Origin of the sequence: Aestuariirhabdus haliotis (assembly GCF_023509475.1) — a bacterium.
Taxonomy (GTDB): Bacteria; Pseudomonadota; Gammaproteobacteria; order Pseudomonadales; family Aestuariirhabdaceae; genus Aestuariirhabdus; species Aestuariirhabdus haliotis.
In genome coordinates this window covers 38580-64514 of sequence record NZ_JAKSDZ010000012.1, presented here as the reverse complement: position 1 = coordinate 64514, position 25935 = coordinate 38580, and the positions used below count along the sequence as shown (strand labels likewise).

Below are 25935 nucleotides of genomic sequence, written 5' to 3'. Positions count from 1 at the left end.
GTGGCGCCGTTGTCAAACCGTACCCCACAAACGTTCGGCCAGGCCGGATACTCGATGGGTACGAGTGCGAAGCGCGCGTTCCAGCACCTCATCACTGATCAGAAGACCCAGCTGTTTCCTCGCTCGAGTAATGCCGGTATAGAGCAGTTCCCGACTGATCAGCGGCGAATGCTCAGGCGGTAACACCAGCAATGGATGATCAAACTCCGAGCCCTGGGATTTGTGCACTGTCATGGCAAACACCGTGCTATGTTGCGGCAAACGGCCCGGGGTAATCCAGCGCAAAGCGCCCAGGGCACCTTCGAAACAGACCCGAATTTCACCGCCTCTGTGCGGGTCGGGCATGGCGACCCCAATGTCACCATTGAACAGACGCATGCCATAATCATTGCGAGTAATCATAATAGGTCGCCCGGGGTACCAAAGCCCATCATCCCGTATCAAGCCCTGTTGGCGCAGTGCCTGTTCAATGCGCTCATTCAAACCCTCGGCACCATAATCTCCCTGCTGCAAAGCGCACAGCAACTGAAAACCGGAAAACGCTGCCAACACGGAGGCGGGATCGTGTTCGACATTGGGATTCGACACAGCATCCACCAGGGGTTGCAGGTAACTGCGGTATCCCTCAACCGCCCGGGCCAACATTGCCTGATACCCCTGACGACTGATCGCAAAGCGTTCCAGGTCATCCGGTGGTTGCGTCAACAGCTGCCGGGCTGTCGTGGCATTTCCGTCGTTTACCGCTTGTGCCAGACACCCAATACCGCTGTTATCCGAAAAACGGTAGCTGTGACGTAACAGGGCAATGCTGTTATGAATGCTTGTCGTGTTATGCGCCGACCCAAAGGTTTTGCTTTCAGGATCGGCTACCGATAGTTCTAATGATAATTGCTGTTGCGACAAGGGTTCCATGTTCGTATCAGGGTCATCAGAAGCGATGGAGGGCCCGGCTTTAAAATGAGGTGTGTTCGAGGACCTCTTCGCCAATTCCGGCTGTCCACACAGGCTGGCCAATTGTGACCATTGCTCAGCATCATAGGCCGGCAAACCCTCGCCGCAAATATCGCCCAGCACGCTGCCCGCTTCCACTGAGGCCAACTGATCACGATCACCCAGAAGAATTAACCGGGCATCATCGGGCAGGGCTTCCAGTAGATGAGACATCATCGGCAGATCCACCATCGACGCTTCATCGAGCACCAGAAGATCAATCAACAAGGGATTATCCCGGCCATAACGGAAACGCCCACCGTGGCCCTGCCAGCCCAGCAATCGGTGCAGGGTAACCGCTTCTTCGGGGATCGCCGATAACAATTCTGAAAGCTCTGTCAGCTCGGGCAATACCCTTAACCTGGCCTTGGCTTGTTTGATCGATTCATTCAGGCGTGCGGCCGCTTTACCGGTGGGTGCTGCCAATCGAATGCGCGGTTCCCGACCTTCGTTAACAAAATATTGCTCACTGATGGCCAGCAGCAGTTTGGTCACCGTAGTAGTCTTGCCGGTGCCGGGTCCACCGCTGATCACACTGAAGCGGTGACTGGCACTCAGGGCAGCCGCCACCTGCTGCCAATCCAGCCCCGGTTGCGACTGTCCAAACAGCCGCTGCAAGGAAGATTGCAATAGTTCCGCATCAATATCGACCGATGCACCGGCACGCTGGCACAGATCAGACGCCAACGCACATTCATAATACCAGTAACGATTGAGATACAACCGGTAGCCATCGAGCACCAGAGGCTGTTGAATCGGATCGGCATCCAGGGCCTGCTGCCAGCCACCTTGAACGCAATACACCACGGAAAGGCAGGCCAGATTATCGCGCCAAATATCCACGGCAGGCCAACTCGACAATGGCAAGCCACAATCGTTGGCGATGCTGCGCAGATCGATGCACACATTACCCTTGGCCAGCTCATGATTGAGCAAAACCGAGGCCAGCAGCAGCGTATCGTCGGCCTCGGTCTCCAGCTCACCAAGAAAGTTGGCAAAATGCCAAGCGAGGGGGCTTATTCGTTCATCCTGACGCAACGCAAGCAACCCCCGATAGAGTTCGGAGTCGGGATAAATGGGGGCGTTCAGAGCATCAGACATCTGCATCTCCTGCGCCATTGTTTCCTTCGAACAGCGCATCCAGTGCTTCAATCAAACGCTGATCCGGTTTATCAAAGTAAACCCCCTGTTGTCCGCTACCATCGGCCATGCCTCGCAGAAACAGGTAATAGCAGCCGCCGAAATGTTGCTCGTAACAGTAATCGGGCAATCGGGTTTTAAGGTAACGATGCAAGGCCAGGGTGTAGAGAACATACTGCAAGTCGTAACGGTGCTCGAGCATTGCCTGCTGCAACGCCAACGGCGAGTAATCGGCCAGACTATCGCCCAAATGATTGGATTTGTAATCAAGCACGAAATAGCGACCATCGGCTTCAAACACCAGGTCAATAAAGCCCTTGAGCATACCCTTGAGACGATTGAAAGCAAGCGCCGGCAAGCCCTCCGTCGGCAAGTGGGAATAGGTTTTCAACAGTTGGTTTAGCGCTGAAGCATCGAGTCGAGAAACCGGAATCAGGAACTCCATCTCCACTCGCATCTTGTCAGTACCTAGACAATTTAGTGAGAATGACTCATCAAATTCCGGTAAGGGGCTCGACAATACGTTTAATAGCCAGTCACTCAGAGGTTCTTGCCAATCAGAATCGTAACCTTCGCTTTGCAGTCGGGACAATAGCATCGGCGCCAGTAACTCTGAATTCGCCTTATCAAATTCAATATTTTCAAACAGTTCGTGCAGGAAGGTACCGGCTTCAGCGCCGCGGGGGAAGCTGAAGGCATTCAGGCTTTCAACAGGGGACAGCGCCGTTACAGGCTGGTCCATCGACTCATCCTGCAGCTCCACCGCATAACCTGGCAATTCGGCTCGCGTGGAACGATGAGGGGTCAACAGAGCCGAATAACTGCCGATTCGCCAATCACGGGCAATCTGCCCGCGAAAACTGCGCAGCTCGAGCTCCGGCAAATCAGGCTCTGGCGGTATCACCGGTGAACAGCTGTCCAGTGGTGCAGGGGCAAGGTGCACCGCGCCCTGTCCATACCATTGCACCGCTTGCTGTTGCAAACGCTGCAGCTGGCCAGTCATACCATCACCTTCCAGGGTGCCCGCCGCCGAGCTATTGAGAAGATAACCAAAAGCACTGCCGGCCAGTCGCACGGGCTGTCGGCCTTTCAGGTTAGCAGCTCCTATATAGCAAGCATGAATGGCGCGGGTCAGGGCCACATAGAGGAGTCGCAGATCTTCTGCGAGGCGCTCACGCTGAGCATTTTCGACCGCTTCTTCGCTACCGGCAAGATCCCAGATACTTTGCCCGTTTTTGTGGTATCGGGTGCTTTTTGTTTCGCTGTAACAACAGATAAAAGGCACAAAAACGACGCCGTATTCGAGCCCTTTACTGCGATGGATCGTCACTATTTTGACCAGTTTGCGATCACTTTCCAGACGCAGCTGCTGTGCTTCACCGGCTTCGCCTTCTTCGCTAAGCTGCTGCGCGAACCAGCGCAATAGTCCGTGCTCACCTTCAACCTCCATGCTCGCTTGTTGCAACAGCTCGCCCAGATGCAAAAGATCGGTCAGGTCCCGTTCCCCCGCGTCACGGGCAATGAGAGACTCGGCGATCTCCAGCTTGCGCATCAGCTGGTACAACATGGGGAGCACACCGCTCTTGTACCACTGCTCCCTGGCGTCAAGAAAATGTTGTTGGGTTGCTTCCCAACGCTGTTCATTGCGGGACAATTGATCCAGATAGCCTGCGCTGTAACCCAACAGCCCGGTGGCCAGTGCGGCATTGAATTGCCGCTCATTTGAGGGATCATTGACCGCCAGCAACAAGCGATACAGATCTTGCGCTACTCGAGTTTCGAAGACCCGGTCCCGGCTGAGAAACACCGCATCGATCTGTTGCTGGGCCAGAGCGGATCGAACCGTCGCAGCCTCGAATCGGGAGCGCACCAAAATGGCAATATCACCCGGTTGCAAAGCGCGCTCGCCATCACTTCCATCACCAATACTGGTGTCCCCGGCGTAGGCAGCATTCAATAAGCGGCTGATCTCCAGCGCTGTCGATCGGGCAAACACCTGTTTAATCTCGTCGGCACTGACTTCATCATCCCCCGAAGGATGCTGCCAGATTGTTAATCCCTTGAGTACCTGCCCGTCAATTCGCAAAGGCTTGCTATCGGCTTTACCTGCGGCACTAACCTGGTCATAGGTAATTTCGTTTTGGTAAACGAAGGGGCTCCGGGAAAAACGAAACAGGGCATTAACGCCATCCACCATGGCCTGGGTAGATCGCCAGTTAGTGCTCATACTATAGGCGCCATCCACACGATGACGGGCGCTCATATAGGTAAAAATATCGGCGCCACGAAAGCTATAGATCGCTTGTTTGGGATCTCCGATCATCAACAAAGCGGTTCCCTCTGCACCTTGATGACCATAAAGCCGGTCAAAAATCTGGTACTGCTGGGGATCGGTATCCTGAAACTCATCGATCAAGGCCAGGGGGAAAAGTTCGCGAACCCGTGCTGCCAAAAGATCAGCACGCTCACCGCTGAGGGCGTTGGCAAAACGGCTCAGCAAATCATCGGGTAACAACAAGGCTCGCTGCTGTTTTTGTTGCTGCAAATGCTCACTGACAAAATTCAGCGCACGCCGCTGAATTATCGACTGGTAAGGCGGCTGGTCAACCAGCAATTGATCGATAGAAGCAAACACCGAGTGGGCAGGAGGAACCCCTCCCTGTTTGGTTTTTTCGTTCAATACCGATTGCGAAAATTTTTCCAGCTCCTTAGGGAGCGACAAGGACGAGGAAGCTGCCCAGTCATTCACCGCTGCCAGCCACTTTGGCAGATTGGTTTTGTTATAGGGATTGCGTTTGATACCAGAGCTATCAATCACAACAAAGAGATCATCCCCGGCGGATTGCCAATCGGCTTTGAAGCGCAACAGCTGCTGACGATAAGCCCCATGAACCGACTGCAAATCATCGTTTTCCGACTCAGGAATAATCATTACTTCATGAGCATTAATCATATGGTCAATGCTGTTAAGCAAACTGCGGGGAGTTTTCCAATGGGCTTGAACAACCTCTATCAGATCATCGTCCAGGGGATAAAAAGTACTACGCCAGAAATCATTGATCGCCTGCAGTTTCATCAGGCTATCATCCATGGTGAATTCGCTACTGAACAGCATGCCGCTCTCGAAGGCATTTCGGGTCAACATGCGATGACAAAATCCATGGATGGTATAAATAGCTGCCTCGTCCATCTGACGGGCTGCTTGCTCGAGGCGCAAGGCGATTTCCCTATCATCAAAGGGTGAAGCCTGCAGGATAGCCGTCAGGCCCGGATCAGTTGACTCACCGCTCAGCACCGCTTGACGCGCTTCAACAATACGCTTGCGAATACGGTCCCGCAGCTCTTCAGTGGCCGCTTCGGTAAAGGTCACCACCAAAATGCTATCGGCATTGAGTGCGGTTTCGCGACCGACACCCAACAGGGCCCTCAGGTACAACAAAGTGATGGTAAAGGTTTTGCCCGTGCCCGCACTGGCTTCGATCAGTTGCACCCCGGTTAATGGCAAATTCAAAGGGTCGAGTTGCTGCCGATTCAGTGGAGTGTTCATAAGCTTTTCTCCACATTCAGGTTCTGCAACAGAGGAATGAGCAGGGTTTCCGACAGAGCAGTAAATTGACTCTGACGCAGATTTTCAACCCCAGAATAAAGGCGAGACCAATAAGGGTCCGAATCATCACCCGAGGTAAAGTTATTGCTCGCCCAGGCGGTTGCTACTTTTTGCCAGGCCTGTTCCTCTCCCGCTTCCCGGTGTATCGATTCGGCCCAGGCCATCGCCGCCCCCAATGGTAAACTCAGAGGCTGCTGTTGCCCTTGCCGGAATAACTGCACCAGGGTCTCCAGCTGTTGCGCTGCCCAGCCGGAAGATTCTATGGCCGCAAAGTGGGCTCGTTTATCGACTGCCACCAGATAGGATTCGGTCGGCGTACCGCAAGCGTTGATCAGCAAATGATGCAACCAGAGACGCAGTTTGTCGGCATTTCTTAAGGAACCCGCGCGCCATAGCAGTAATCGACTGGGTAAAAACAGGTGGTTAATACGACCGGTCAGGCGCCCCGACGGCAGTACCAACTCAAGGGTTTGACTCTGTTCCTGCCCCTGACGCAACGACAATACGGCTTCGCTGATCGACGCAGCCCGAGCTTCCCAGGCTTTCATTTGCAAACGCCCAAATCCGGCATGAGCCAGGGCGCCGGACAGCTGTAACTGTTGTCGCCAGGGCTCAACGGGTTCACCTTTGAGATACCGCTCTACCAATGCGGAGCATTGCTGGTATCGAAGCAGGTTGTCCTGTTCGAAGGGCTCATGATCCTCTTCCAGATGGTGCAAATCATCGAAGTAAACCCTCAGCCGCTGGTTAAAAAAATAACGCGCACTGTTTTCAAAAAAGCGGCTCAGCTGGGCCAGATCGAATGCCTTCTCATTGGCCTCAGCCAGCTCATTCCCGTCCTCCCCTTCCGGCGCAGGCAAGGGAACATCACAGAAGCTCGCCAAGCTCGAAGCGATACCCGAACGCTGATAGTCGAACAGTTTTTTGGCCACACTGAACCAGCGGGCATCATAGCTACGATGATCAAGAGCTTGATTCTCAAGACTCTGGTCTGGCGATGATGTATGAATATAATTATTGAGGCCGAAGGGCTGCAAACTATGCTCATATTGCAGGCGTGCTCGTAATTGTTTGGCACTCTCGGCATGACTCAAATGCTTGTGATCCTGGGCCACAAAACCTTGCTGGCAATATTCTATTAACTCGCTGACCAGGACCGAGGCCACCCGTTCACTGTTGTCACGAATATTACGTCCCACATAGCTGATATAGAGTTTTTCTCGCGCCGACAGCAGGGCTTCCAGAAACAGGTAACGGTCATCGTCACGCCGCGACCGGTCACCCAAACGCGGTTGCAGGGCCATCAGGTCGAACCCCATTGGAGGCAATGATCTGGGGTAAGCACCGTCATTCATACCCAACAGGCAAACGATGCGAAACGGAATCGATCGCATCGGCATCAATGTGCAAAAATTCACCTGTCCGGCAAGAAAACGCTGGGAGTTACCATCATCCTGCAAAGCACCCTGCAGATGATCGACAAACACTTCAGGGGTCAAGGGTTCTTCGAAGCCAAGCTCATCCAGGCGCCGCACCAATTGCTCCAGCGCTCGTCGTACTACGCGAAAACTGTACTCAGCATCTGAGTCGGATACATAAAAGTCATTCAACAACAGATGGCAACGTTGCATCCATTGTAGCGCGGTTGCTTCGCTATTCAGGCTCTGTTGCAAGCGATTCAGCTGTTCCAGAAATTCTATTAATTTGCCCAGTTTCTGGGCGCCCAGTCCCTCTATACCGTCAAAGGGTTGGATGTCGGCAAAGCTGCCTTCCCGTTCTCGCCGGGCGACCCCCAATAACAACCGGCGCAAACCAAAATGCCAGCTGTTTTGATACTGGGGATAAAAACCCGCGCCCTGCATCTGCTGCTGATCCAACCCCCAACGAATGCCACTGGCCCGAATCCATTCCCTGAGTTCATCGAACTCATGTTGTTGCAGATCAAATCGCTGCATAATCTGCGGAACTTCGAGAATATCGAGCAGGCTGGTCACTTCAAAACGGCTACCCGGCAACTGCAACAACTGAAAAAAACTCACTAATAACGGATTTTCCTGCTGCACGCCCCGGTCGGCAATCGAAAACGGTATCTCATGGGCCCGGCAAGCATCCCCGACGCCAGCACTGAACACCGAGTGGATGGCCGCACTGTATTGATCAATATTGGGCACCATGACCAAAACATCCCGCGGCTGTAATGAGGTATCCTGATCGAACAGCGCCAACAAACGATCGTGCAAAACCTGCACTTCACGCATGGGGCTGTGACAGCTGTGCAGTTCCAGGGAATGATCATCCGATGCCAGCGGTGTTTTATGCTGGCTGTTATCGGGTAAGGGAGTCGCCGGCGGCAGCTCACCGCGATTGTTTAAATCCAGCAGGTCTCGCTGGATACTGTGCAACAGATTATCTTCTGGCACATCGACGAAATGCTCCCCCTGATTGACCTGAAGCTCAGGATCAATGGCGTGCAACTGCGCCTGATAATCACGACCAAGTTTACCCATGGAGGCCAACAGCGGATTCGACAAGGTACCTTCACCACCGGCTTGCTCGAGCCAGGGGGGGTGGGCCGCATCAAGCAGGTCACCCCAATAATGCCGGCAAGGGTTCAGCTGCATAATATGCACATCGCAACGTTGTCCCAGCTGCACCAGTACATCGAGATACTGGGGAGCCAACGCCGACACACCAAAGATAAAAAGGCGCTGGGGAAGATCCAGCGATCGTTCGCTTTTAAGCGCCTGAATAAACCGTTGATGGAGGTTGGCGCGGTGGGCACTGTTGCCGCCAAGCTGTGCGTTGTACGCCACCAGTGCGCGCCAGAGAATGGGTTGCCAGGGTTGCTCTATAACAGAGTCAGTGCCTGGCTGATTGTTTTCCCAGGCCAGGATCCACTGCGGACGATACACCAGATACTGGTCAAATATGTCGGCCACTTTCATCGCCAGCTGGTAGCGTTTACGTTGTCCCTGGTCCTCTTCCAAATACCCCCTCAGGGGTTCAAATTCCGGTTGCGACAAATGCTGCGGCAACAGGTTCATCAGCATCCAACCCATCGATTCCTTGTTAAAGGCAGATTCCTTTGGCATATCCGGAATAACCCGGGTGAACAGCTGCCAGATAAAGCTGGACGGCAGGGGAAACCGAATATTGGCGGCAATACCCAGATGATTCGCCAAACCCAATTTGAGCCATTGCGCCATACCTGGGCTCTGCACCAATACCAGCTCTTCGGCCAGGGGATCACGCAGCGGCTGTTCGCGAATCAGATCCGCAATCAGGGCCTGATGCAATTCGGCAAAATTGGAATGATGGATCTGCAACATCGAGTCGACGGCCAATAGGAAAACAGGCTACAGGCTACCGGAGGCAACCCGGCTTGACCAGCCAGTAACCCACTCACCTGTCGCCTTCAGCGACAGGTCTACCTGGTGGTTATAGCGAGCGTCATTCAGGGGTCGCCAAACGCCTCCGGGGAAGCGGGCAACTGCCAGTCGATAGGGCCTAAACCCTGCTGTTCCAGCCAGGCATTGGCCGAAGAAAAGTGCCCACAACCGATAAACCCGCGATGAGCGGACAGGGGCGAAGGATGGGGTGCTCTCAGCACCAGGTGCCGGGTTTCATCGATAAAGGCGCCTTTACGCTGGGCGTAACTGCCCCAAAGCATAAACACGATACCTTCCCTGCGTGAATTCAGTTCGGCGATAGCGCGGTCGGTAAAGGTTTCCCACCCCTGTTTCTGATGGGAAGCGGCCTGGGCCCGTTCCACAGTCAACACCGAGTTAAGCAGCAACACGCCCTGACGCGCCCAGGGCATAAGGTAGCCATGTGCAACCGGAGGTACGCCCAGATCCCGCTGCAGCTCTTTGTAGATATTGATTAATGAGGGAGGAATGCGCACGCCCGGCAGTACGGAGAAGCACAGACCATGGGCCTGCCCTTCTCCGTGATAGGGATCCTGGCCCAAAATCACCACTTTAACCTGATCAAAGGGCGTCGTATTAAAGGCGTTGAAGATCTCTTCACCTTTGGGATAGAGGGTTTTCCCCTGGTGCTTCTGCTCAACCAGAAAACTGCGCAGCTGCTGCATATAGGGCTGTTCAAATTCTCCCTGCAATACGGCTTGCCATTGCGGTTCCATCTGCACCTTTCTCATCATCTTCTCGACTCCCATGTGTCGCTATCCCCTTCAAGGGGGGCCAATTATAACCAAAGTGTGGCTGTGCACCATTCACCGAGCGAATAGTTCTGTTACAACACTTGCCGTAGGGCAAATCCTTTGTTGCAATGGCATAAGGCGTTTTGACGCTTCATTCAAAAAACAATAACAGAGAGCTTTGCATGGACTATCGACTTCCGTTAGCGCAACTAGCCCACAACGTTGCCAGCCACCCCGACAAACCCTATCTGCACCAGCCCCGTAACCGCCAGTGGAGTACCCTGAGCTGGGCTGAAGTGGATCAACAGGCACGGCGGATTGCTGCCGGCCTTAAAGCTCAAGGGTTCGAGCCTGGCGACCGTATCGCGATTTTTGCCAAAAACAGCGCCGAGTGGTTTATCACTGACTTCGCCATCATGATGGCAGGAATGGTTAGTGTGCCGATCTATGCCACTGCTGGGGTAGAGACGATCAGTCATATTCTTGCCCACAGCGAAGCCAAAGCCATTTTTATCGGCAAACTCGATGGTCAGGATGCCGGACGCGAAGCCATTCCCGACCACCTGTTAACCATCGCTTATCCTTATCCCACCCTGCCCTGCAAGGAATCCTGGAGCGACTGGTTAAGCCAGTATGAACCGCTGGAAAACGTCCATGAGCCCCAGCCCGAAGAGACTGCTACCCTGGTCTACACCTCTGGTTCCACCGGTTTACCCAAGGGGGTAGTGCTGAACTATCGCAATATCGCTTCGTCATCCTATTGTTCGGCCAACCTGACTCCGCATCAGCCCAACGACTCCACCATGTCGTATCTGCCACTGGCTCATATTACCGAGCGCTGTGTCGTTGAACTGATGACCCTGTACTCACCGATTGAGATCTATTTTGTCGAGTCGCTGGAAACCTTCATCGACGACGTCAAGCACGCCAGTCCAACCCTGTTTATCTCGGTTCCTCGTTTATGGACCAAGTTCCAGGCTCAGGTATTGGCCCAGCTACCACAGAAAAAACTGCAACTGTTGCTGAAGATTCCCCTGGTCAGCAGCCTGGTCAAACGCAAAATAAAAACCGCCCTGGGGCTGGACAAGGCTCGCCTGTTTGGTTCCGGTTCCGCACCAATCTCGCCGGATATTCTGCGCTGGTACGCTCAGCTGGATATCAAGATCTCGGAAGGTTGGGGCATGACCGAGACCTCGGGCTTATCCTGCGGTAACAACCCCTTCTCGATGGACCGCCTGGGCACCATAGGGGTGCCGCAGAAATGTGTCGAGATGAAGCTCTCCGATGAGGGTGAGGTACTGATTCGTGGTGAAGCGGTGTTCAGCGAATATTATCGTAACCCCGAAGCCACCGCCGATGCCTTTATCGATGGCTGGTTCCGGACCGGCGACCGCGCTGATGTCAGCAAAGAGGGTGTCTGGCAGATCATTGGTCGAGTCAAGGAGCAGTTCAAAACCGGCAAGGGTAAGTACGTCGCCCCGGTACCGATCGAGAGCAAACTGGCTCGCAACCACGACATCGAACAGGTCTGCGTGATGGGCTCGGGACGCAAACAGCCTCTGGCCATTGTGGTGCTCAATGAGCAAACCCGCGCTCACACGCCTGAGATGGAAGAGAGCCTCAAGCAAACCCTCGCACAGGTCAACGATGAACTGGAAAGCCACCAGCGACTCGATCACCTGATCGTCTCTGACGAAGCCTGGGACATCGAAAACGATATGCTAACCCCGACCCTTAAAATCAAACGCGATAAGTTAGAGAAACGTTATGGCGATTTACTCGGTAGAGCCTTGCCAGATAGCGTTGTTTGGGAAACAGAACTCTCTGCTTGATGCACTTCCAAGGGCGACGCGGTACAATCCGCGCCGCCCTGAAGTAGAGGATGAATTAGAGCATGGCCGGCAGTCGTTACCACCTGACATTGTACAAACGCATTTTGGATGGTGAAGTCGAATTACCCTGCTTGCCTGATGTTTCCTTGCGTATTCGCCAAACTCTAACGCGCAGCGATTACCACCTGAATGATCTGGTAGAGTTGCTGCAAGGCGACCCCGCCATCGCGGGGCACCTGCTCAAAATGGCCGACTCACCACTCTACCACCAACCAACACCAGCCATGGACCTGATGACAGCCGTGCAGCGCATGGGAGCCAGTGCTACAGGCAATATTGTTATCACTTACAGCATCAAGAACCTGTTTTTCCCACGAAATCCGCTGGCGATGCAGTATATGCGTGAACTCTGGCATCACAGCCTGAAGAATGCGGCTATCTGTTCGATACTGGCCAAACAAAGTACCGTGATCGAGCCTGCCCAGGCGATGCTGGCCGGACTGCTGCAAGAGATCGGCAACTTGTTACTGTTGCTTCATATTGATGAAGAACCTGAACTGCTGAACGATCCCACCCAGGTGTATCGTATGTTTGACGAAGTGGGAGCTGATATCGGCGTGGTCCTGCTCAAGTTCTGGGGGCTGGATGAACTCTTTGTAGAAGCCGTCCGCGAACGCAACCATTGGGGTCGCGATAGCCGTTTACCTTTCGACCTGGTCGACCTGTCGATCCTCGCCCGTCACCTCAGCTTAGGTGACAGCGCACGGCGCTATAACGCGCCGCCACTGGAAGAACTTGCTCTCTACCAGAAATCCAGTTTTGCCTTTATGCGCCGGCCGCGAAGCGTGACACTCTTTGATTACCTACGGGATGATATTGAGCAGATGCTTATTCTGCTGGGGGGCAGTATGACACCGCCCTCTCCACCAAAGCCTGCGCGAAGCGTCATTCCTACCCTTAGAAATCGCAGCGAATAGCCCGTCGTTTTTCGTCTACCAGCAGGCCAATTTTAGTGGGGCCTTCCACCGACTCCAGCATCAAAAAGCCCTGGGCGCAGATGGCCTTCTGCTTCGCGGCCTTGGCCGATACATACTGATCCATTTCCGGCACATTGATAATCATGCTGAAGCCACCATAAATGATGCCATCTTCCGAAGAGGAATGGCGCAGGTAGCCATTGAAGTGCAGCATCGCGACCGTAACAATCAGAGTTACCAACGCGGTCAGTATTAACTGTTGGGGACGGTTATCACTCATAACTACTCCTATTTGACCGCATCACGAATGGCATCGGCACCATCTTTAAAAGCTTCACCCAGGTCACGCTGGCTACGCTCCAGACGTCCTTGCAGGGAATTATCTTGAAACGGATTTTCCCAGATCGCCTGACCTTTCCCCAGGTTTGCGCCCATCCATAATCCGGCGAGCATACCGATCACTATTCCGAACAACAGTTTTTTCATTCCTTCCTCCTAAAACAACGTACCCGCCTAAGCGGGTACGACAACCGTTCGAAGGTTCAGACCTGACGGCCTAATTTTCACCCTGACTCGAGCCACCCGCTTTCGGCGCATGGGCAAGAATACGGTCGGCCAGGCGCGAGAAAGGCAGACTCTGGATCCACACGGTACCCGAACCGCTCAAAGTTGCCATTACCAGACCTTCGCCTCCGAACATCATACTTTTAAGACCACCGCTCAGTGCGATGTCATAATCGATGCCCTGTGAAAAGGCCACCAGGCAACCAGTATCCAGACGCAGGGTTTCATTTTTCAGTTCCTTACGCACTACGGTACCACCGGCGTGCACGAATACCATGCCATCGCCTTCGAGTTTCTGCAGGATAAAGCCTTCACCCCCGAAAAAGCCCGAACCGATACGCTTGTTCAGGGCAATGCCGACTCGAGTGCCTCGAGCCGCAGCCAAAAAGGAATCCTTCTGACAAACCAGCTGACCACCTATCTCGGCCAGGTTAACCGGAATCACCGAGCCGGGATAAGGGGCGGCAAAAGCGACTCTCTGCTTACCTTCACCCTCATTGGTGAAATGGGTCATAAACAGGGACTCGCCAGTTAGCATACGTTTTCCGGCACTGAAGAGTTTGCCCATCATGCCCTGATCCGGCTCGGCACCATCCCCCATTCGGGTCTCAAAGGCAATGCCCTGCTCCATATAGTTCATGGCGCCAGCTTCGGCGATGACAGTCTCGGCAGGATCAAGCTCGATCTCTACCATTTGCATGTCATGGCCGATGATTTTGTAATCCACTTCGTGACTTTGCATAACTCTCTCCCTGTTAAACCTGGCTTATGGTGGCATCAGTCCCGGATTATCCTAGAGCCTGTGCATGGCTTCGGTCCAGCGAAAAGGCCTACCAGGCGCAGGAAACTGCTCTACTGCTCCATGAATAGACTAACCAACAGCATTTTACTGACTTTCATCGATTAACCGGCCAGACCCATAGTCTGTTGAAAGTGGCGATGTAATAGCGCTCGTACAGGCACTTCATGGTGCTTGTCCGGATCGCGCAACAGGCATTGATGCTCGATATCCATGATAACCGCATGGGTCAGGCTAGCATCCATTTCTGGATCCGAACTTCCCAGCACCCCGTAAAAATCAACCAGTTGCGAAAGCAATTCTTTCCGATAGCCCAGCACCATATCCCGAAGTACCGTGGAACGCAGCGCTTCCTGATTGAGAGCATGCTCCGCCAGCAGCTGTTGACGCTGGGTTTGCAGTTGTTGACGAATGTAGGACTCCGCGATATCGGTCAGGTTGGCAACAAAAATTCGACGGCTATCCTGAGTCTCGTCGAGCTGGTTCAGAAGTTGGGTAACCTGATCGCCCGATTCCGCCCAGAAACGATTCACCTCAGCGATGGTCTGCTCAACAAACAACGCAAAAGTGTCGTTAATGAGGTCGTTGATATCTTTGAAATAGTAGGTCGTCGCCGACAAGGGTACATCGGCTTCCTTGGCCACGGCACGGTGACGAATACCACGCACACCTTCACGTATGGCAACCCTCAGAGACGCTTCCAGAATCGTCTTACGGCGCTGTTCACTGCCGCTGCGACTGGCTTTGCGTCCTCGGTAGCGAACCACCTCAGACTCTTGATTCATGCTCAAAAAATCCCTCTTCACTCGTTCTTTTTGTCTTATTATGTCGGCGCCGGACAGATTACCCTGTGTCGATGCTTTGGGTAACCTGCCCTGCTGGCGCCGTTCACGTTATTGGTTATTTGTACCGTTAAAGCCGTTCTATTATGCCTGAGGGCGCATATGAGGGAAGAGCAGCACATCACGTATAGAAGCAGAGTCGGTAAACAACATCACCAAACGATCGATACCGATACCCTCACCTGCCGTTGGCGGTAAACCGTACTCGAGCGCCCGCACATAGTCATCGTCGTAGTGCATGGCTTCGTCATCACCCGCTTCCATCTCCTCGACCTGGCGACGGAATCGCTCGGCCTGATCTTCGGCATCGTTGAGCTCGGAGAAACCGTTGGCAATCTCACGACCACCTACAAAGAATTCGAAACGGTCGGTGATATCAGGGTTATCATCATTACGACGAGCCAGAGGAGAAACTTCGGCCGGGTACTCGGTGATAAAGGTCGGCTGAATCAGTTGCTCTTCCGCGGTCTCTTCGAAGATTTCCGTTTGCAACTTGCCCAAGCCCCAGATCGGCATCACCTTGATTTTCAGTGATTCGGCCACCTGTTTGGCGGCGTCAAAATCCAGCAGCTGCTCGCGCTTGAGTTCGGGGTTATAACGCAGAATGGCATCGACCATACTCAGGCGCTCAAAGGGCTGGCCGAAATCGTACACGCGCTCTTCGGTGATGTTGCCGTCGTTGTCCTTGATCGTGCAGGGCAGTTCGGTGGTACCCAACACCCGCTCGGCGACATAACGCAGCATCTCTTCGGTGATATCCATCAGGTCACGATAATCAGCGTAGGCCTGGTAGAACTCGATCATGGTGAATTCGGGGTTATGACGAGTCGAGAGGCCTTCGTTACGGAAGTTACGGTTGATCTCGAAAACACGCTCGAAACCTCCGACCACCAGACGCTTGAGGTACAGCTCCGGCGCAATACGCAGGTACATATCGAGATCCAGAGCATTGTGGTGAGTAACAAAAGGACGCGCCGCTGCGCCACCCGGAATCACCTGCAGCATAGGGGTCTCTACTTCCATAAACTGCTTGTCCGCCATAAAGGTCCGGATCGCCTCGATCACCTTGGAGCGAATAATAAAGGTCTTGCGAGACTCATCGTTCATGATCAGGTCGACGTAACGCTGGCGATAACGCATCTCGGTATCTTCCAGCCCCTTGAACTTATCCGGTAACGGACGCAGGGACTTGGTCAGCAGCTGAACCGCGTCCATATCGACATAAAGATCACCCTTTCCGGAGCGGGCCAAAGTACCCTCGGCGCCAATAATGTCGCCCAGGTCCCAATGCTTGATCTCGGCTAACAACTCCTTGTCGAGACTCTTGCGATTGACGTACACCTGAATGCGCCCGGAAACGTCCTGAATCTCCATAAAGGCGCCGCGGTTTAGCATAATACGCCCGGCGACTTTAACTCGTATCCCGGCATCGGCGAGCGCTTCCTTACTGTGCTCAGCGTAAGTTTCCTGCAGCTCATTGGCCATGACATCACGACGAAAGGCGTTCGGGAACGCTACCCGTTTCTGACGAATATCCGCCAGCTTTTCACGGCGCAGCGCGATCAGCTTGTTCTCCTCGTGAGCTTCGGATTGGGCGGTTTGAATTTCATCAGTCATGGTAGTTTCCTGTTAAACAAAATGCCGGACAAAAGGCCCGGCGACGGTTTTTATCAAAGGTTAAGTGCCACCCTTACAGTTGGCACCAAGATTAAGGTTAGCGCTTTTTTAAAAGCACAAGTTAGACTCGATTAGAGTCCTTTTTTCAAACTGGCTTCAACAAAGGCATCAATATCACCATCGAGCACAGCGCCACAGTTACTGGTTTCCACGCTGGTACGCAGATCCTTGATTCGGGAAGCATCCAGCACGTAGGAGCGAATCTGGCTGCCCCACCCGATGTCGGACTTGGTCTCCTCCAGAGCCTGGGCTTCGCTGTTACGCTTTTGCATCTCCATCTCATAGAGTTTGGCTTTCAGCTGTTGCATGGCCTTGTCTTTATTCTGGTGTTGCGAACGCTGGTTTTGGCACTGCACCACAATGCCGGAAGGCTCGTGGGTAATACGAATCGCCGAATCGGTGGTGTTAACGTGCTGACCACCGGCCCCGCTGGAACGGTAGGTATCGATCCGCAGGTCCGAGGGGTTGATCTCGATTTCGATGTTATCGTCGATTTCGGGGGAAACAAACACGGCGGCGAAGGAAGTATGACGACGGTTACCCGAATCGAACGGCGATTTACGTACCAGTCGATGCACACCGATTTCCGTGCGTAACCAGCCGAAAGCGTACTCACCACTGAACTGCACGGTGGCGCTCTTGATGCCAGCCACATCACCCGCGGACACTTCGATAATTTCAACTTTGAAGCCTTTGCGTTCACCCCAACGCAGATACATGCGCAGTAACATATTGGCCCAGTCCTGGGCTTCGGTACCGCCGGAGCCAGCCTGAATATCGAGGAAAGCGTTATTGGCGTCCATCTCGCCGGAAAACATGCGGCGAAATTCCAGCACTTCGAGTTGCTCGGTCAGGTCTGCGAGGTCATTTTCCACATCGGTGACGGTATCAGCGTCGTCTTCCTCGACCGCCATATCGAGCAGATCCCTGGCATCGCTCAGCCCTTCATCGAGCTTTTCAATGGTGGATACAACCGCTTCCACCGCCGCCCGCTCGCGCCCTAGCGCCTGGGCATTATCGGGATCATCCCATACCGAGGGTTGTTCCAGTTCGCGCTCAACTTCTACCAGCCGCTCTTTCTTGCCAGCATAGTCAAAGATACCCCCTAAGCACGTCCGTACGCGCCTCGAGATCTTTGATGGTCTGCACAATTGGGTTTACTTCGAGCATCGATATCCCTTACCTGAATTCTGTGGTCAAAAAAGCGGGCCATTTTAACCGATCAACGGAGCGCTTTCACTGTGTTTTATACCTATGGCACCTCCGAATAATTCAGATGTGCCCTATACAGAGCCCGAATTAATCCAGTGCTTGCAGATGATCAATCATCAACTGAAGGCTTTGCCGCCCACGAAAGTGATTTATATCCAGTTTGTAGAGCAAATGCACTCGAGTTGACGTCTTATCAGGCCAGCGTTCCAGATCCACATTGAAGGCAATACCGTCGACGCAGACACCCGAATCCGGCTGTGCCAGTACCAGTTTAAGGTGTTTGTCGGCTACCAGTTTCTGGCTGATTATTTCAAATTCACCATCAAACCGGGGCTCCGCAAACCCTTGCCCCCAAGGCCCGGCATCACGCAATTGAGCCGCCACCTGAAGGCTGAACTCGTCGGCGCCGAGTTCACCATCGCTCATCAATCGCGCCTCTAACTGTTCTGGGCCCAGCCACTCAGCGGCCACCTGTTGCAACGACTCGCAAAAGGTTGGGTAATACTGCTTATCCAGGGACAATCCTGCCGCCATGGCGTGGCCGCCAAACTTCGAAATCATACCCGGATTCAATGTAGAAACACGCTCCAGGGCGTCGCGCATATGAAAACCGCTAATGGACCGCGCTGAGCCCTTAAGGATGCCGTCACCCCCATCGGCGAAGGCGACCACCGGGCGGTGCACTCGCTCCTTGATGCGCGAGGCCAGAATACCAATCACCCCCTGGTGCCATTCTGAATCAAACAAACAGAGCGCATTGGGCAACTCGCCACTGTCATCCAATTCGGTGCTGGCCAGGATTTTCAATGCCTGCTCCTGCATACCCGCTTCGATCGAGCGCCGATCCCGGTTCATCCCATCCAGCTCTTGCGCCAGCTGTTTAGCCCGCTGTGGGTCATCGCACAGCAAACACTCGATACCCAGCGACATATCATCGAGTCGCCCGGCGGCATTTAGCCGGGGGGCAACCGCAAAACCCAGGTCACTGGCACAAACCATCGGCAATTCCCGTTTGGCCAGCTCCAGCAACGCACGAATACCTGGCCGACAATAACCGGCTCGAATACGCTGTACCCCCTGGTGCACCAGAATTCGGTTATTGTGATCCAGCTGAACCACATCAGCCACCGTGCCCAGGGCCACTATATCGAGGTATTCGGCCAGATTGGGTTGCGCCCTACCTTCGTCGAACCAGCCTCGGGACAACAACTCAGCCCTCAGCGCACAAAGCACATAAAACACTACACCAACACCGGCACTGTTCTTGGTAATAGAGTCACAACCGGGCTGGTTCGGGTTAACAATGGCATCCGCATTCGGCAACTGTTCCCCGGCCAGATGGTGATCGGTGACCACCACTCGAATGCCCAGACGATTGGCTTCGGCAACACCCTCAATACTGGAGATACCGTTATCGACAGTCATGATCAAGTTCGGGGCATCTTTGGCCGCCTCAGCGACAATCTCCGGACTGAGGCCATAACCAAACTCAAAGCGGTTGGGTACCAGGTAATCGACTCTGACAGCGCCCAGAGCTCGAAGCGCCAACACCGCCAAGGCACTGCTAGTTGCCCCATCTGCATCAAAATCCCCCACGATCAGGATGCTGTCGCCCTTTTCTACCGCGTCGGCCAGAAGCTCCGCCGCACGATCGATGCCCTTCAGGGCATCGTATCCCTGCAGATGTTGCAATGTGCGCTGCAGTTGAGATTCGCTACGAATACCTCTTGCCGCATACAAGCGCTGTAACAAAGGCGGCAAGCCGGGTAATTCAACCTGATCATTTAGGAAGCGTCGTTGAATACGAATGCTCATCAGGATACGGTCTCGGGACACTGCAACCACTCAGGAACAAGCGTGACACTGACGTCGCCCAGAGTCACCATCCATTCGCCATCGTTAATCATCAAGGTACATTGGCAGTTGCGGGAAAGCCCTGATATCAATAGCTGCAACGAGTCATAAGGCAGCACACAAAGACTCAGGTTACCCATCGACAGGAGTTTAGGAGCCTGCTTTTGCTGCCAGACTCGACAGGAAGAGCCATAAGCATAAACAGACACTCGCCTGGATTTACGTCCGGCCGCGATAACCCGTTCGGCATCAGGCTGACCGACCTCAATCCACTGCTCTATTTCACCAGTTAAAGTATGCTGCCAGACATCGGGCTCATCCGTTTGCGAGATACCACGGGTGAACTCGATACCCTCCTCATAACAGTGAGCATAGGCCAGCAATCGAACCAGCAAGCGCTCTTCCGTTTCCGAGGGGTGCAGCGCCAACGTCATGCGCTGCTGATGATAACGGTGCTGATCCATATCAGAGAGAGACAGATCGACTTTATAAATCGTAGGTTTGAGGGCCATTAGGGGGCTCATCGGCTGAAAGCAGGTGGAAGGCGTATACTACAAGGCCAGTGTAACCTGTTACAGCAACTATGCTAATAAGGAAACGCCGTATTCGTCGTTTGCTACGAGGTAAAATCCATGCGCTATTTATTCACCCTGGCCTGCCTGTTAAGCACCCTGATGGTGGCCAAGATCAACGCCGAGGGAAAGATCTACAAAAACGTCGACCCTCAGGGCAGCACCAGCTTTAGTGATCAGCCAACACCCGGAGCCGCCGAAGTGGAGGTCAAACCCAACGTCATCAATGTCACCCCCGTCCAGCCGCTTCCCCCCTCAACAGCAAAACCTGCCAAGCCAGCAAAACAAAAACAACCTGACGAATTGCAACCTGTTGAGGTCACAGGACAACACCATATCGACGCTGATACCGAGGACAGGGTTTATGTTTATCCTCGTGCCGACCCGAAAAAAGTAAAGAAAATCAAAGAGGCATTATCAGATCACAAAAAGGGCCCTATCACGATCCAGCCGGTGCCCAACAGGCCCATCCTGCGCAACTAAGAAAGAGGCAGACTTTGCGGCCTGAAAGACATCAGGCTTTCTCGGGTGTAGCGTCTTCCTGCCTCTCTTTACCTTCCTGCCGCCCATTCAATAGATTGAACCCCAAGGCACCAACAAACATAATAAACAGATAACGACAGGTATGAATAAGGGCAACAAAGCCCACATCAAATCCCATGGCAATAGCGATCACGCACATCTCGGGGATACTTCCCGGCGCCAGGGCCAGGAAGAACAGAAAGTAATTCTGATCAAAAGCCCCTCCCAAAACGACAGCAATCCCCAAAGCCAGCCCGATAGCGACAGCTGAAAAAAACAGTGATGCTTTTATCTGCGGTTTGTATTGACCAGCCTCTCCCTGAGTAATCTTGCAACCGATAACGGCGCCAAACGTTATCATCGCTAGCGTAGTAATGAGTTCAGGCATGGGTGTATCAACCCAGCCTACACCGTAAACTGCTGCTGAAATAATCAGCGGAAACATTATATCGCCACCGGCAACGTTGGCTTTGTCAGCAAACAACCCCGAAGCCAGCGCGAGTAGTAAAACTGGCCAAAGTCCTAAATCGAAGTGAAAGGCCAAGGCTTCATCAAAAGATGCGACGGATCTTTCCTCAGCCCCTAAAAAAAAGGCAAACAAGGAAAAAACAAGGATAAGCGCCACCATACGCACAGTATGAATTAAGGCGATTTTTGGAAAGCGATCCCCCAGATTTCCCGACATTGAAACCAGAAACGTTAACCCACCAGGCAATGCCGACATAAAAGAATCAAGAGAACTGAAGTTAGGCAGGCGACGAAAATAGAAAACGCCAAATACTGTTACTAAAATAACAAAAACCACAGCTGATGCGAGAACCACAATGGTAGTGATCTCGAAACTAGCGACACTCTCAGCCATCGCCCCACCTAAAGCCACGCCCAGAAAAATGCGCATCCAGCGAGAAAATAGTTTGGGTGGGCTTTTCACCAACGATAGCTTTCGAAAGATAATCACCGCAAGCAAACTACCAAGCAACCAGGGAAGAGGTAGCTGAAAGTAGAATGCTAATGCCCCCCCTATTGAGCCGAGCAAAAACGTCACGAATAACGACATAACAACGAACCTCTATGAGTTACAGCAGTGATACATCGATGCAACAACCGTCACACCAAAGTCATATCATTAGACAGATTTAAGCTTTATAAAAAAGCGGCACAGCCAACAGTTTCACCACATAGAAACGCTCATAGACAACAACTGTGACACACCTCAAAACATTATAAGTAATCATATTATTCGCAGTACAAGACAACCAACACCTTGATCAGCTATTCATTACACTGACAACCATGGCAGCCGAATGCCCATGCCATTTCAGAGGGACAACAAAAGAATGAGCGCCATCAGTTAAATCCGGGACCTGTGAATTTCCTTGAATCACCTTCGGAACCGATATTACAAAATTTCGCCCCAGACTCTTTCTTGAGTTACCAGAAAGAGTATTTGTAACCTCACCAATTGCATCCGCAAGATACTCAACACTAAAATCACTCTGACCGTGATCCAGCAAAACCTGCTTTAAGAATTCTGAAGGTGCCGTAAAATAAATTGACCCTTTGTAAGCACCACTAATCGATATGATGCCGGTATAATCAGAAAGGGTACGTGAAATATTTTCCGTTAAATAAGGCGTTTCAATAATAATTTTCTCTTTAGAGCGTTTGGAGAAATACTTTTCAACACACTGAATAAAGATCTCAATTTCAGCCTCGACCATCACCCTTCCTCAAGCATTATTTGGATAGCTTCTTTCAGCTCTTTGTCGCCAAAAGGCTTATCTAGAAAGCCCTGGGCGCCAAGCTTCAAGGCCTGTATACAGGTAGCGTTATCTGACAGCGCCGATATCACCAAGATTTTCAGACTATCATCAATCTTCATCATCTCATCAATACACTTAATCCCATCCATTTCAGGCATGGTTAAGTCCATTGTAATAATATCCGGTTGCACTGCCTTAACTTTATCAACCGCATCCTTACCATTTTTAGCAACATGAATAGCACTAAAAGAATCTTTAAAGCATTGGCGAATCTGGGTGCGAATTATTTCCGAATCATCAACTATTAGTAGTTTTTTCATAGGTAGTAGAGTTCAAGTTATTGATTGGTAACGAGCTTTAACTGCTCACTGGATTGCTTGGGCAGGCTAACTTTTAACATAAAGCCTTTACCAAAATTACTGGCGACATTGATTTTTCCGTTCAAGGCCTTGACTGTATCAACCACCAACGGCAAACCAACCCCTCTTCCAGCATCCAGATTCGCCTCATCCATAACCGAAACTCCCTGCTCGAATGTCATTTTAAGAAGATCAGACTCTTTTAACTTAGCCGCATCCTCAGCACTCACTTTGCCATTTTCAATCACTTTGGTTCGCACATTCTCATAGTCTATTCCCTGGCCATCATCTTTATACACAAAGGTATAACCACCACTTTGAGACTCTTTGATGGAAATCGTGATTTGCCCCTCTTTTATCTTCGATTGATCCCTACGTACCATTCGACCCTCTATGCCGTGCACGAGGGAATTACGGATAAGTTGCGTGGAAATATCTTTAAGAGCAGATTGATAGCCTTCTGGAAGCTTTAACTTGAAGCCCTGGAAGTGGACCTCGACATCTTTATTGTATTTACCGGCCAATCGCTCAGCCATCACTCGCAACTGTACCCAATCTCCCAACTCTGGCTGACCAGCCGAGGTCGATGAATCATCTCCGCCTGCTGATTGAGCACCGTCAACACCAAAGGCACCCACCTTATTAAGCAACCCTTTAATAGCATTGGAGGTCTTAAACAGCTCTTTAAGAGCAAGCGTAACAGGCAAAAACTCGTTACCAGTCAGATTACTGGTTTGCTGGCGCATGTTAGTCAGGAGCTCTTCAAATTCATGACACTCCTTCGAGAAAATCTCAAAATTTATCGCCGCCGCATCACCCTTAATCTTATGAATCAACTGGAATATGGTGTTGACTTTGGTCTTGTAGGTTTCAAGATCAGATCCTGGCTGCTCAAGAATATCATTCACTTTGCCTAGCACGGTATCTGCTTCACCCAGGAAGGCGTGCATTTTATCAGAAGGAATATAAAGAATTTCCGCCAACAGGCTAACTTGCTCATTTTTCTCTTCTTTGATTTTTTCAAGCTCAGCTTTCAATAAGGTTTCCTGAGTAATATCTTTAGCCGTTACCAGCAAATTAGTGATCAACCCCTCACTGAATACGCGAGTAAAGGTCAAGCTAAGGTATTTTGATTCAAGCTGTCCCTGTTCATTTTCTATACTGGTTTGAACCAGTTTAAGTGGGTTACGACTCTGCACCAGAGCTTCTTTTACCCGCTCCTCAAACAATAGATCTATATAATCTCTAGCAAGCTCCGCTACATCGATAGGAACAGCATCAGCCAGATAGCGCATAAAGCTGGTGTCAGCCAAATTCTCTTTCTGCAATATCTCACTCAAATTTGAAGATTGCTGCTTACCAATATTGTAATTCTTATCAATCAGGAACAGACCATCGTTTACAGAGCCCAGAATATTATCGTTTTCCTGACGAGCCTGATCCAGAGGTTTGGAAATCGCACGACTCATAACAAACACAATAAAGAAACAAGCAAGTACGGTCACAACTACAGTGATGATTGCATTAGTCCGCACTGCGATAGGGATCGCAAATGCTTCGTTATAGTCCTGTTGCACAACCAGCGTCCAACCCAGTCCTACCGAAGCCTTATAAGCAATTTTCTTGTTATCAGCCGAATAAGAGAACAACTCATTCATCCCACCCGTTTTTAGCGCGGGGTGATCACCCATATCCTCGAGCTTACCTGATAGCTTTTTATCTGACCCACCATAGGCCACCAATTTATTAGTATCATCTACCAAAAAGGCGAAGCCGGTTTCACCGATTTTCAAGTCGGTTACATTATTAGAAATATCATCCAGGGTGGCACACTGACTTAACGCACCAGTGAAGACTCCTTTATCATGCACAGGAACGGTAAAACAAAGCAGAGGTTTTTTCTGCGTTTTACCCATAATGACCTGCTGAGCCACAGGCTCCCCAGCTTTAACTTGCTGGAAATATTTCCGATCAGAATAGTTTTTTAATGGCTTATCATCGCTTCGAGCTACCGCCCAACCATTTGCCGCATCCACCCTGACAGCGGTAATAGCCGTAGAGTTTTCCTTGATCCTTCGCAATATAGGTTTTTGTTTGTCGGGATCCATTGATACTACTTCGTCGAACCGACTTGCCAGTGTTGACACGAACAGGTTTTTATCGACCCATTTATCAATATTTGCACCGATCAGGTCGACCGCACCAATCAAACTTTCTTTAGCGTATTCTTCACCATCATTTTGTGCATTATAGGTTAAGTACAATAGCGCCAGTACAGGTATTACAGGAACGATAACAAAGGAGAAGAACATCTTGCTAAAGATACTGGGCGTTCTTTGAGAGAGTGCTCTTACGGCAGCTATTTTTTTCATAATAGACCCTTATTTATTTTTCCCACGCACAAAAATGCCCGGACAGATGCCCAGGCCTTGTCATGAAAAATCCGTTATGATTATTGTAAGAATTGACTGCCGATTCGCACCACCAAGTAAGAGACGGAGATGTCGCTTTGGCTAGCGCTGGCAATATGCAGGACGAAAGTCTATTCCTGCCATTTATTTTATTTCTATAATTTTCCAAAGGGGTAACTCACTTACAGCAGTACAAACAAAAAAAGTAAATTACTTCCGTATAATTATCTTTATAGTACCTGTTATGTCAGCGTTGTAAATCAGTCATTTCAGCCAACACAAAAAACAAATAACAACAACAACAAATAGCTCTTTAAAATCAACAGCTTAAATGGAATTAGTGAGTAATAATCATATTGTTGACATGGCAATCATTTTAAAAGATGAGCATTCAACATATTTGATATATTTTACCATTAAACAAATTTGTAAAAAATATGACACGAACTTACCCACATCTATCTGAATAGCCTTCACTCACCCCGATACGCTCTTCATCATCAAACTAAAAAACAGTAAGCCATGTAACGATTCAAACACAGAACAGCACATCAAAAGCCTTGGGGTCATGCATCCCTTTATCATAAAACCACGAACAAACAATCTTGCTGCAGCCCACTACCACTTATCCCTATAAACGATGCTGCTGTAA

The 25935-nt window shown here is 51.4% G+C and carries 19 protein-coding genes; 3 read left to right on the top strand and 16 right to left on the bottom strand.

Annotated elements, in window-relative coordinates; genetic code table 11:
• Positions 1–12: 12 nt before the first annotated feature.
• The 4 genes from MIB40_RS09735 to ung all read right to left on the bottom strand — a co-directional run bounded on the left by MIB40_RS09735 (position 13) and on the right by ung (position 9899).
• The gene (locus MIB40_RS09735) at positions 13–2091 is read right to left on the bottom strand and encodes an AAA family ATPase (protein WP_249693495.1); all 2079 of its coding nucleotides are present in this window, start codon (positions 2089–2091) and stop codon (positions 13–15) included.
• Entirely contained in the window at positions 2084–5677 is a 3594-nt protein-coding gene (recB, locus tag MIB40_RS09730) for an exodeoxyribonuclease V subunit beta (protein WP_249693493.1), read from the bottom strand. The genes MIB40_RS09735 and recB overlap by 8 nt, the downstream gene beginning before the upstream one ends.
• Complete coding sequence (gene recC, locus MIB40_RS09725) at positions 5674–9066, bottom strand: exodeoxyribonuclease V subunit gamma (RefSeq protein WP_249693491.1); 3393 nt, start codon at positions 9064–9066, stop codon at positions 5674–5676. The genes recB and recC overlap by 4 nt, the downstream gene beginning before the upstream one ends.
• A gap of 125 nt (positions 9067–9191) precedes the next feature.
• Positions 9192–9899 carry a uracil-DNA glycosylase gene (gene ung / locus MIB40_RS09720; RefSeq protein ID WP_406566452.1) on the bottom strand — a complete coding sequence of 236 codons (708 nt, stop codon included), beginning with the start codon at positions 9897–9899 and terminating at the stop codon, positions 9192–9194.
• A 182-nt stretch (positions 9900–10081) separates the two neighbouring features.
• Here ung and MIB40_RS09715 point away from each other — a divergent pair, with 182 nt between their 5' ends.
• The gene (locus tag MIB40_RS09715) at positions 10082–11731 is read left to right on the top strand and encodes an AMP-binding protein (RefSeq protein ID WP_249693489.1); all 1650 of its coding nucleotides are present in this window, start codon (positions 10082–10084) and stop codon (positions 11729–11731) included.
• 62 nt (positions 11732–11793) lie between these two features.
• Complete coding sequence (locus MIB40_RS09710) at positions 11794–12708, top strand: HDOD domain-containing protein (RefSeq protein WP_249693488.1); 915 nt, start codon at positions 11794–11796, stop codon at positions 12706–12708.
• Here MIB40_RS09710 and MIB40_RS09705 read toward each other — a convergent pair.
• From MIB40_RS09705 to MIB40_RS09670, 8 genes are all read right to left on the bottom strand, one after another.
• Complete coding sequence (locus tag MIB40_RS09705; RefSeq protein ID WP_249693487.1) at positions 12689–12988, bottom strand: hypothetical protein; 300 nt, start codon at positions 12986–12988, stop codon at positions 12689–12691. The two genes, MIB40_RS09710 and MIB40_RS09705, sit on opposite strands and share 20 nt — an antisense overlap.
• A gap of 8 nt (positions 12989–12996) precedes the next feature.
• Complete coding sequence (locus MIB40_RS09700; RefSeq protein ID WP_249693483.1) at positions 12997–13194, bottom strand: hypothetical protein; 198 nt, start codon at positions 13192–13194, stop codon at positions 12997–12999.
• Between the two features lie 70 nt (positions 13195–13264).
• A complete protein-coding gene (locus tag MIB40_RS09695; protein WP_249693481.1) occupies positions 13265–14014 on the bottom strand; it encodes a TIGR00266 family protein in 750 nt (249 codons plus the stop codon).
• A 161-nt stretch (positions 14015–14175) separates the two neighbouring features.
• The gene (locus MIB40_RS09690; RefSeq protein WP_249693480.1) at positions 14176–14856 is read right to left on the bottom strand and encodes a TetR/AcrR family transcriptional regulator; all 681 of its coding nucleotides are present in this window, start codon (positions 14854–14856) and stop codon (positions 14176–14178) included.
• A gap of 141 nt (positions 14857–14997) precedes the next feature.
• Positions 14998–16530, bottom strand: coding sequence for a lysine--tRNA ligase (gene lysS / locus MIB40_RS09685; protein WP_249693477.1), 1533 nt, complete (start codon positions 16528–16530; stop codon positions 14998–15000).
• Positions 16531–16661: 131 nt separating this feature from the next.
• A protein-coding gene (gene prfB / locus MIB40_RS09680) for a peptide chain release factor 2 (protein WP_249693475.1) occupies positions 16662–17760 on the bottom strand; the annotation gives its coding sequence in 2 pieces (ribosomal slippage) (positions 16662–17684 and positions 17686–17760; 1098 coding nt in all).
• Positions 17761–17889: 129 nt separating this feature from the next.
• Positions 17890–19617 carry a single-stranded-DNA-specific exonuclease RecJ gene (gene recJ, locus MIB40_RS09675; protein ID WP_249693465.1) on the bottom strand — a complete coding sequence of 576 codons (1728 nt, stop codon included), beginning with the start codon at positions 19615–19617 and terminating at the stop codon, positions 17890–17892.
• The gene (locus MIB40_RS09670; protein ID WP_249693463.1) at positions 19617–20168 is read right to left on the bottom strand and encodes a YaeQ family protein; all 552 of its coding nucleotides are present in this window, start codon (positions 20166–20168) and stop codon (positions 19617–19619) included. The genes recJ and MIB40_RS09670 overlap by 1 nt, the downstream gene beginning before the upstream one ends.
• Before the next feature lie 120 nt (positions 20169–20288).
• On the opposite strand from MIB40_RS09670, the gene MIB40_RS09665 reads away from it, so the two are divergent.
• Entirely contained in the window at positions 20289–20711 is a 423-nt protein-coding gene (locus MIB40_RS09665) for a DUF4124 domain-containing protein (protein WP_249693461.1), read from the top strand.
• Positions 20712–20742: 31 nt separating this feature from the next.
• Here MIB40_RS09665 and MIB40_RS09660 read toward each other — a convergent pair whose 3' ends face one another.
• The 4 genes from MIB40_RS09660 to MIB40_RS09645 form a co-directional block, all read right to left on the bottom strand.
• The gene (locus MIB40_RS09660; protein ID WP_249693459.1) at positions 20743–21807 is read right to left on the bottom strand and encodes an AbrB family transcriptional regulator; all 1065 of its coding nucleotides are present in this window, start codon (positions 21805–21807) and stop codon (positions 20743–20745) included.
• Positions 21808–22018: 211 nt separating this feature from the next.
• Entirely contained in the window at positions 22019–22471 is a 453-nt protein-coding gene (locus MIB40_RS09655) for a chemotaxis protein CheX (protein ID WP_249693457.1), read from the bottom strand.
• Positions 22471–22833 carry a response regulator gene (locus MIB40_RS09650; RefSeq protein WP_249693455.1) on the bottom strand — a complete coding sequence of 121 codons (363 nt, stop codon included), beginning with the start codon at positions 22831–22833 and terminating at the stop codon, positions 22471–22473. Before MIB40_RS09650 ends, MIB40_RS09655 begins: the two co-directional genes overlap by 1 nt.
• 17 nt (positions 22834–22850) lie before the next feature.
• Positions 22851–25244, bottom strand: coding sequence for a cache domain-containing protein (locus tag MIB40_RS09645; RefSeq protein ID WP_249693453.1), 2394 nt, complete (start codon positions 25242–25244; stop codon positions 22851–22853).
• Positions 25245–25935: the final 691 nt, after the last annotated feature.

Excerpts from the sequence above, each read along its gene's own strand:
- MIB40_RS09735 (WP_249693495.1), bottom strand. The coding sequence starts at position 2,091 with ATGTCTGATGCTCTGAACGCCCCCATTTATCCCGACTCCGAACTCTAT.
- recB (WP_249693493.1), bottom strand. The coding sequence starts at position 5,677 with ATGAACACTCCACTGAATCGGCAGCAACTCGACCCTTTGAATTTGCCA.
- recC (WP_249693491.1), bottom strand. The coding sequence starts at position 9,066 with ATGTTGCAGATCCATCATTCCAATTTTGCCGAATTGCATCAGGCCCTG.
- ung (WP_406566452.1), bottom strand. The coding sequence starts at position 9,899 with ATGATGAGAAAGGTGCAGATGGAACCGCAATGGCAAGCCGTATTGCAG.
- MIB40_RS09715 (WP_249693489.1), top strand. The coding sequence starts at position 10,082 with ATGGACTATCGACTTCCGTTAGCGCAACTAGCCCACAACGTTGCCAGC.
- MIB40_RS09710 (WP_249693488.1), top strand. The coding sequence starts at position 11,794 with ATGGCCGGCAGTCGTTACCACCTGACATTGTACAAACGCATTTTGGAT.
- MIB40_RS09705 (WP_249693487.1), bottom strand. The coding sequence starts at position 12,988 with ATGAGTGATAACCGTCCCCAACAGTTAATACTGACCGCGTTGGTAACT.
- MIB40_RS09700 (WP_249693483.1), bottom strand. The coding sequence starts at position 13,194 with ATGAAAAAACTGTTGTTCGGAATAGTGATCGGTATGCTCGCCGGATTA.
- MIB40_RS09695 (WP_249693481.1), bottom strand. The coding sequence starts at position 14,014 with ATGCAAAGTCACGAAGTGGATTACAAAATCATCGGCCATGACATGCAA.
- MIB40_RS09690 (WP_249693480.1), bottom strand. The coding sequence starts at position 14,856 with ATGAATCAAGAGTCTGAGGTGGTTCGCTACCGAGGACGCAAAGCCAGT.
- lysS (WP_249693477.1), bottom strand. The coding sequence starts at position 16,530 with ATGACTGATGAAATTCAAACCGCCCAATCCGAAGCTCACGAGGAGAAC.
- recJ (WP_249693465.1), bottom strand. The coding sequence starts at position 19,617 with ATGAGCATTCGTATTCAACGACGCTTCCTAAATGATCAGGTTGAATTA.
- MIB40_RS09670 (WP_249693463.1), bottom strand. The coding sequence starts at position 20,168 with ATGGCCCTCAAACCTACGATTTATAAAGTCGATCTGTCTCTCTCTGAT.
- MIB40_RS09665 (WP_249693461.1), top strand. The coding sequence starts at position 20,289 with ATGCGCTATTTATTCACCCTGGCCTGCCTGTTAAGCACCCTGATGGTG.
- MIB40_RS09660 (WP_249693459.1), bottom strand. The coding sequence starts at position 21,807 with ATGTCGTTATTCGTGACGTTTTTGCTCGGCTCAATAGGGGGGGCATTA.
- MIB40_RS09655 (WP_249693457.1), bottom strand. The coding sequence starts at position 22,471 with ATGGTCGAGGCTGAAATTGAGATCTTTATTCAGTGTGTTGAAAAGTAT.
- MIB40_RS09650 (WP_249693455.1), bottom strand. The coding sequence starts at position 22,833 with ATGAAAAAACTACTAATAGTTGATGATTCGGAAATAATTCGCACCCAG.
- MIB40_RS09645 (WP_249693453.1), bottom strand. The coding sequence starts at position 25,244 with ATGAAAAAAATAGCTGCCGTAAGAGCACTCTCTCAAAGAACGCCCAGT.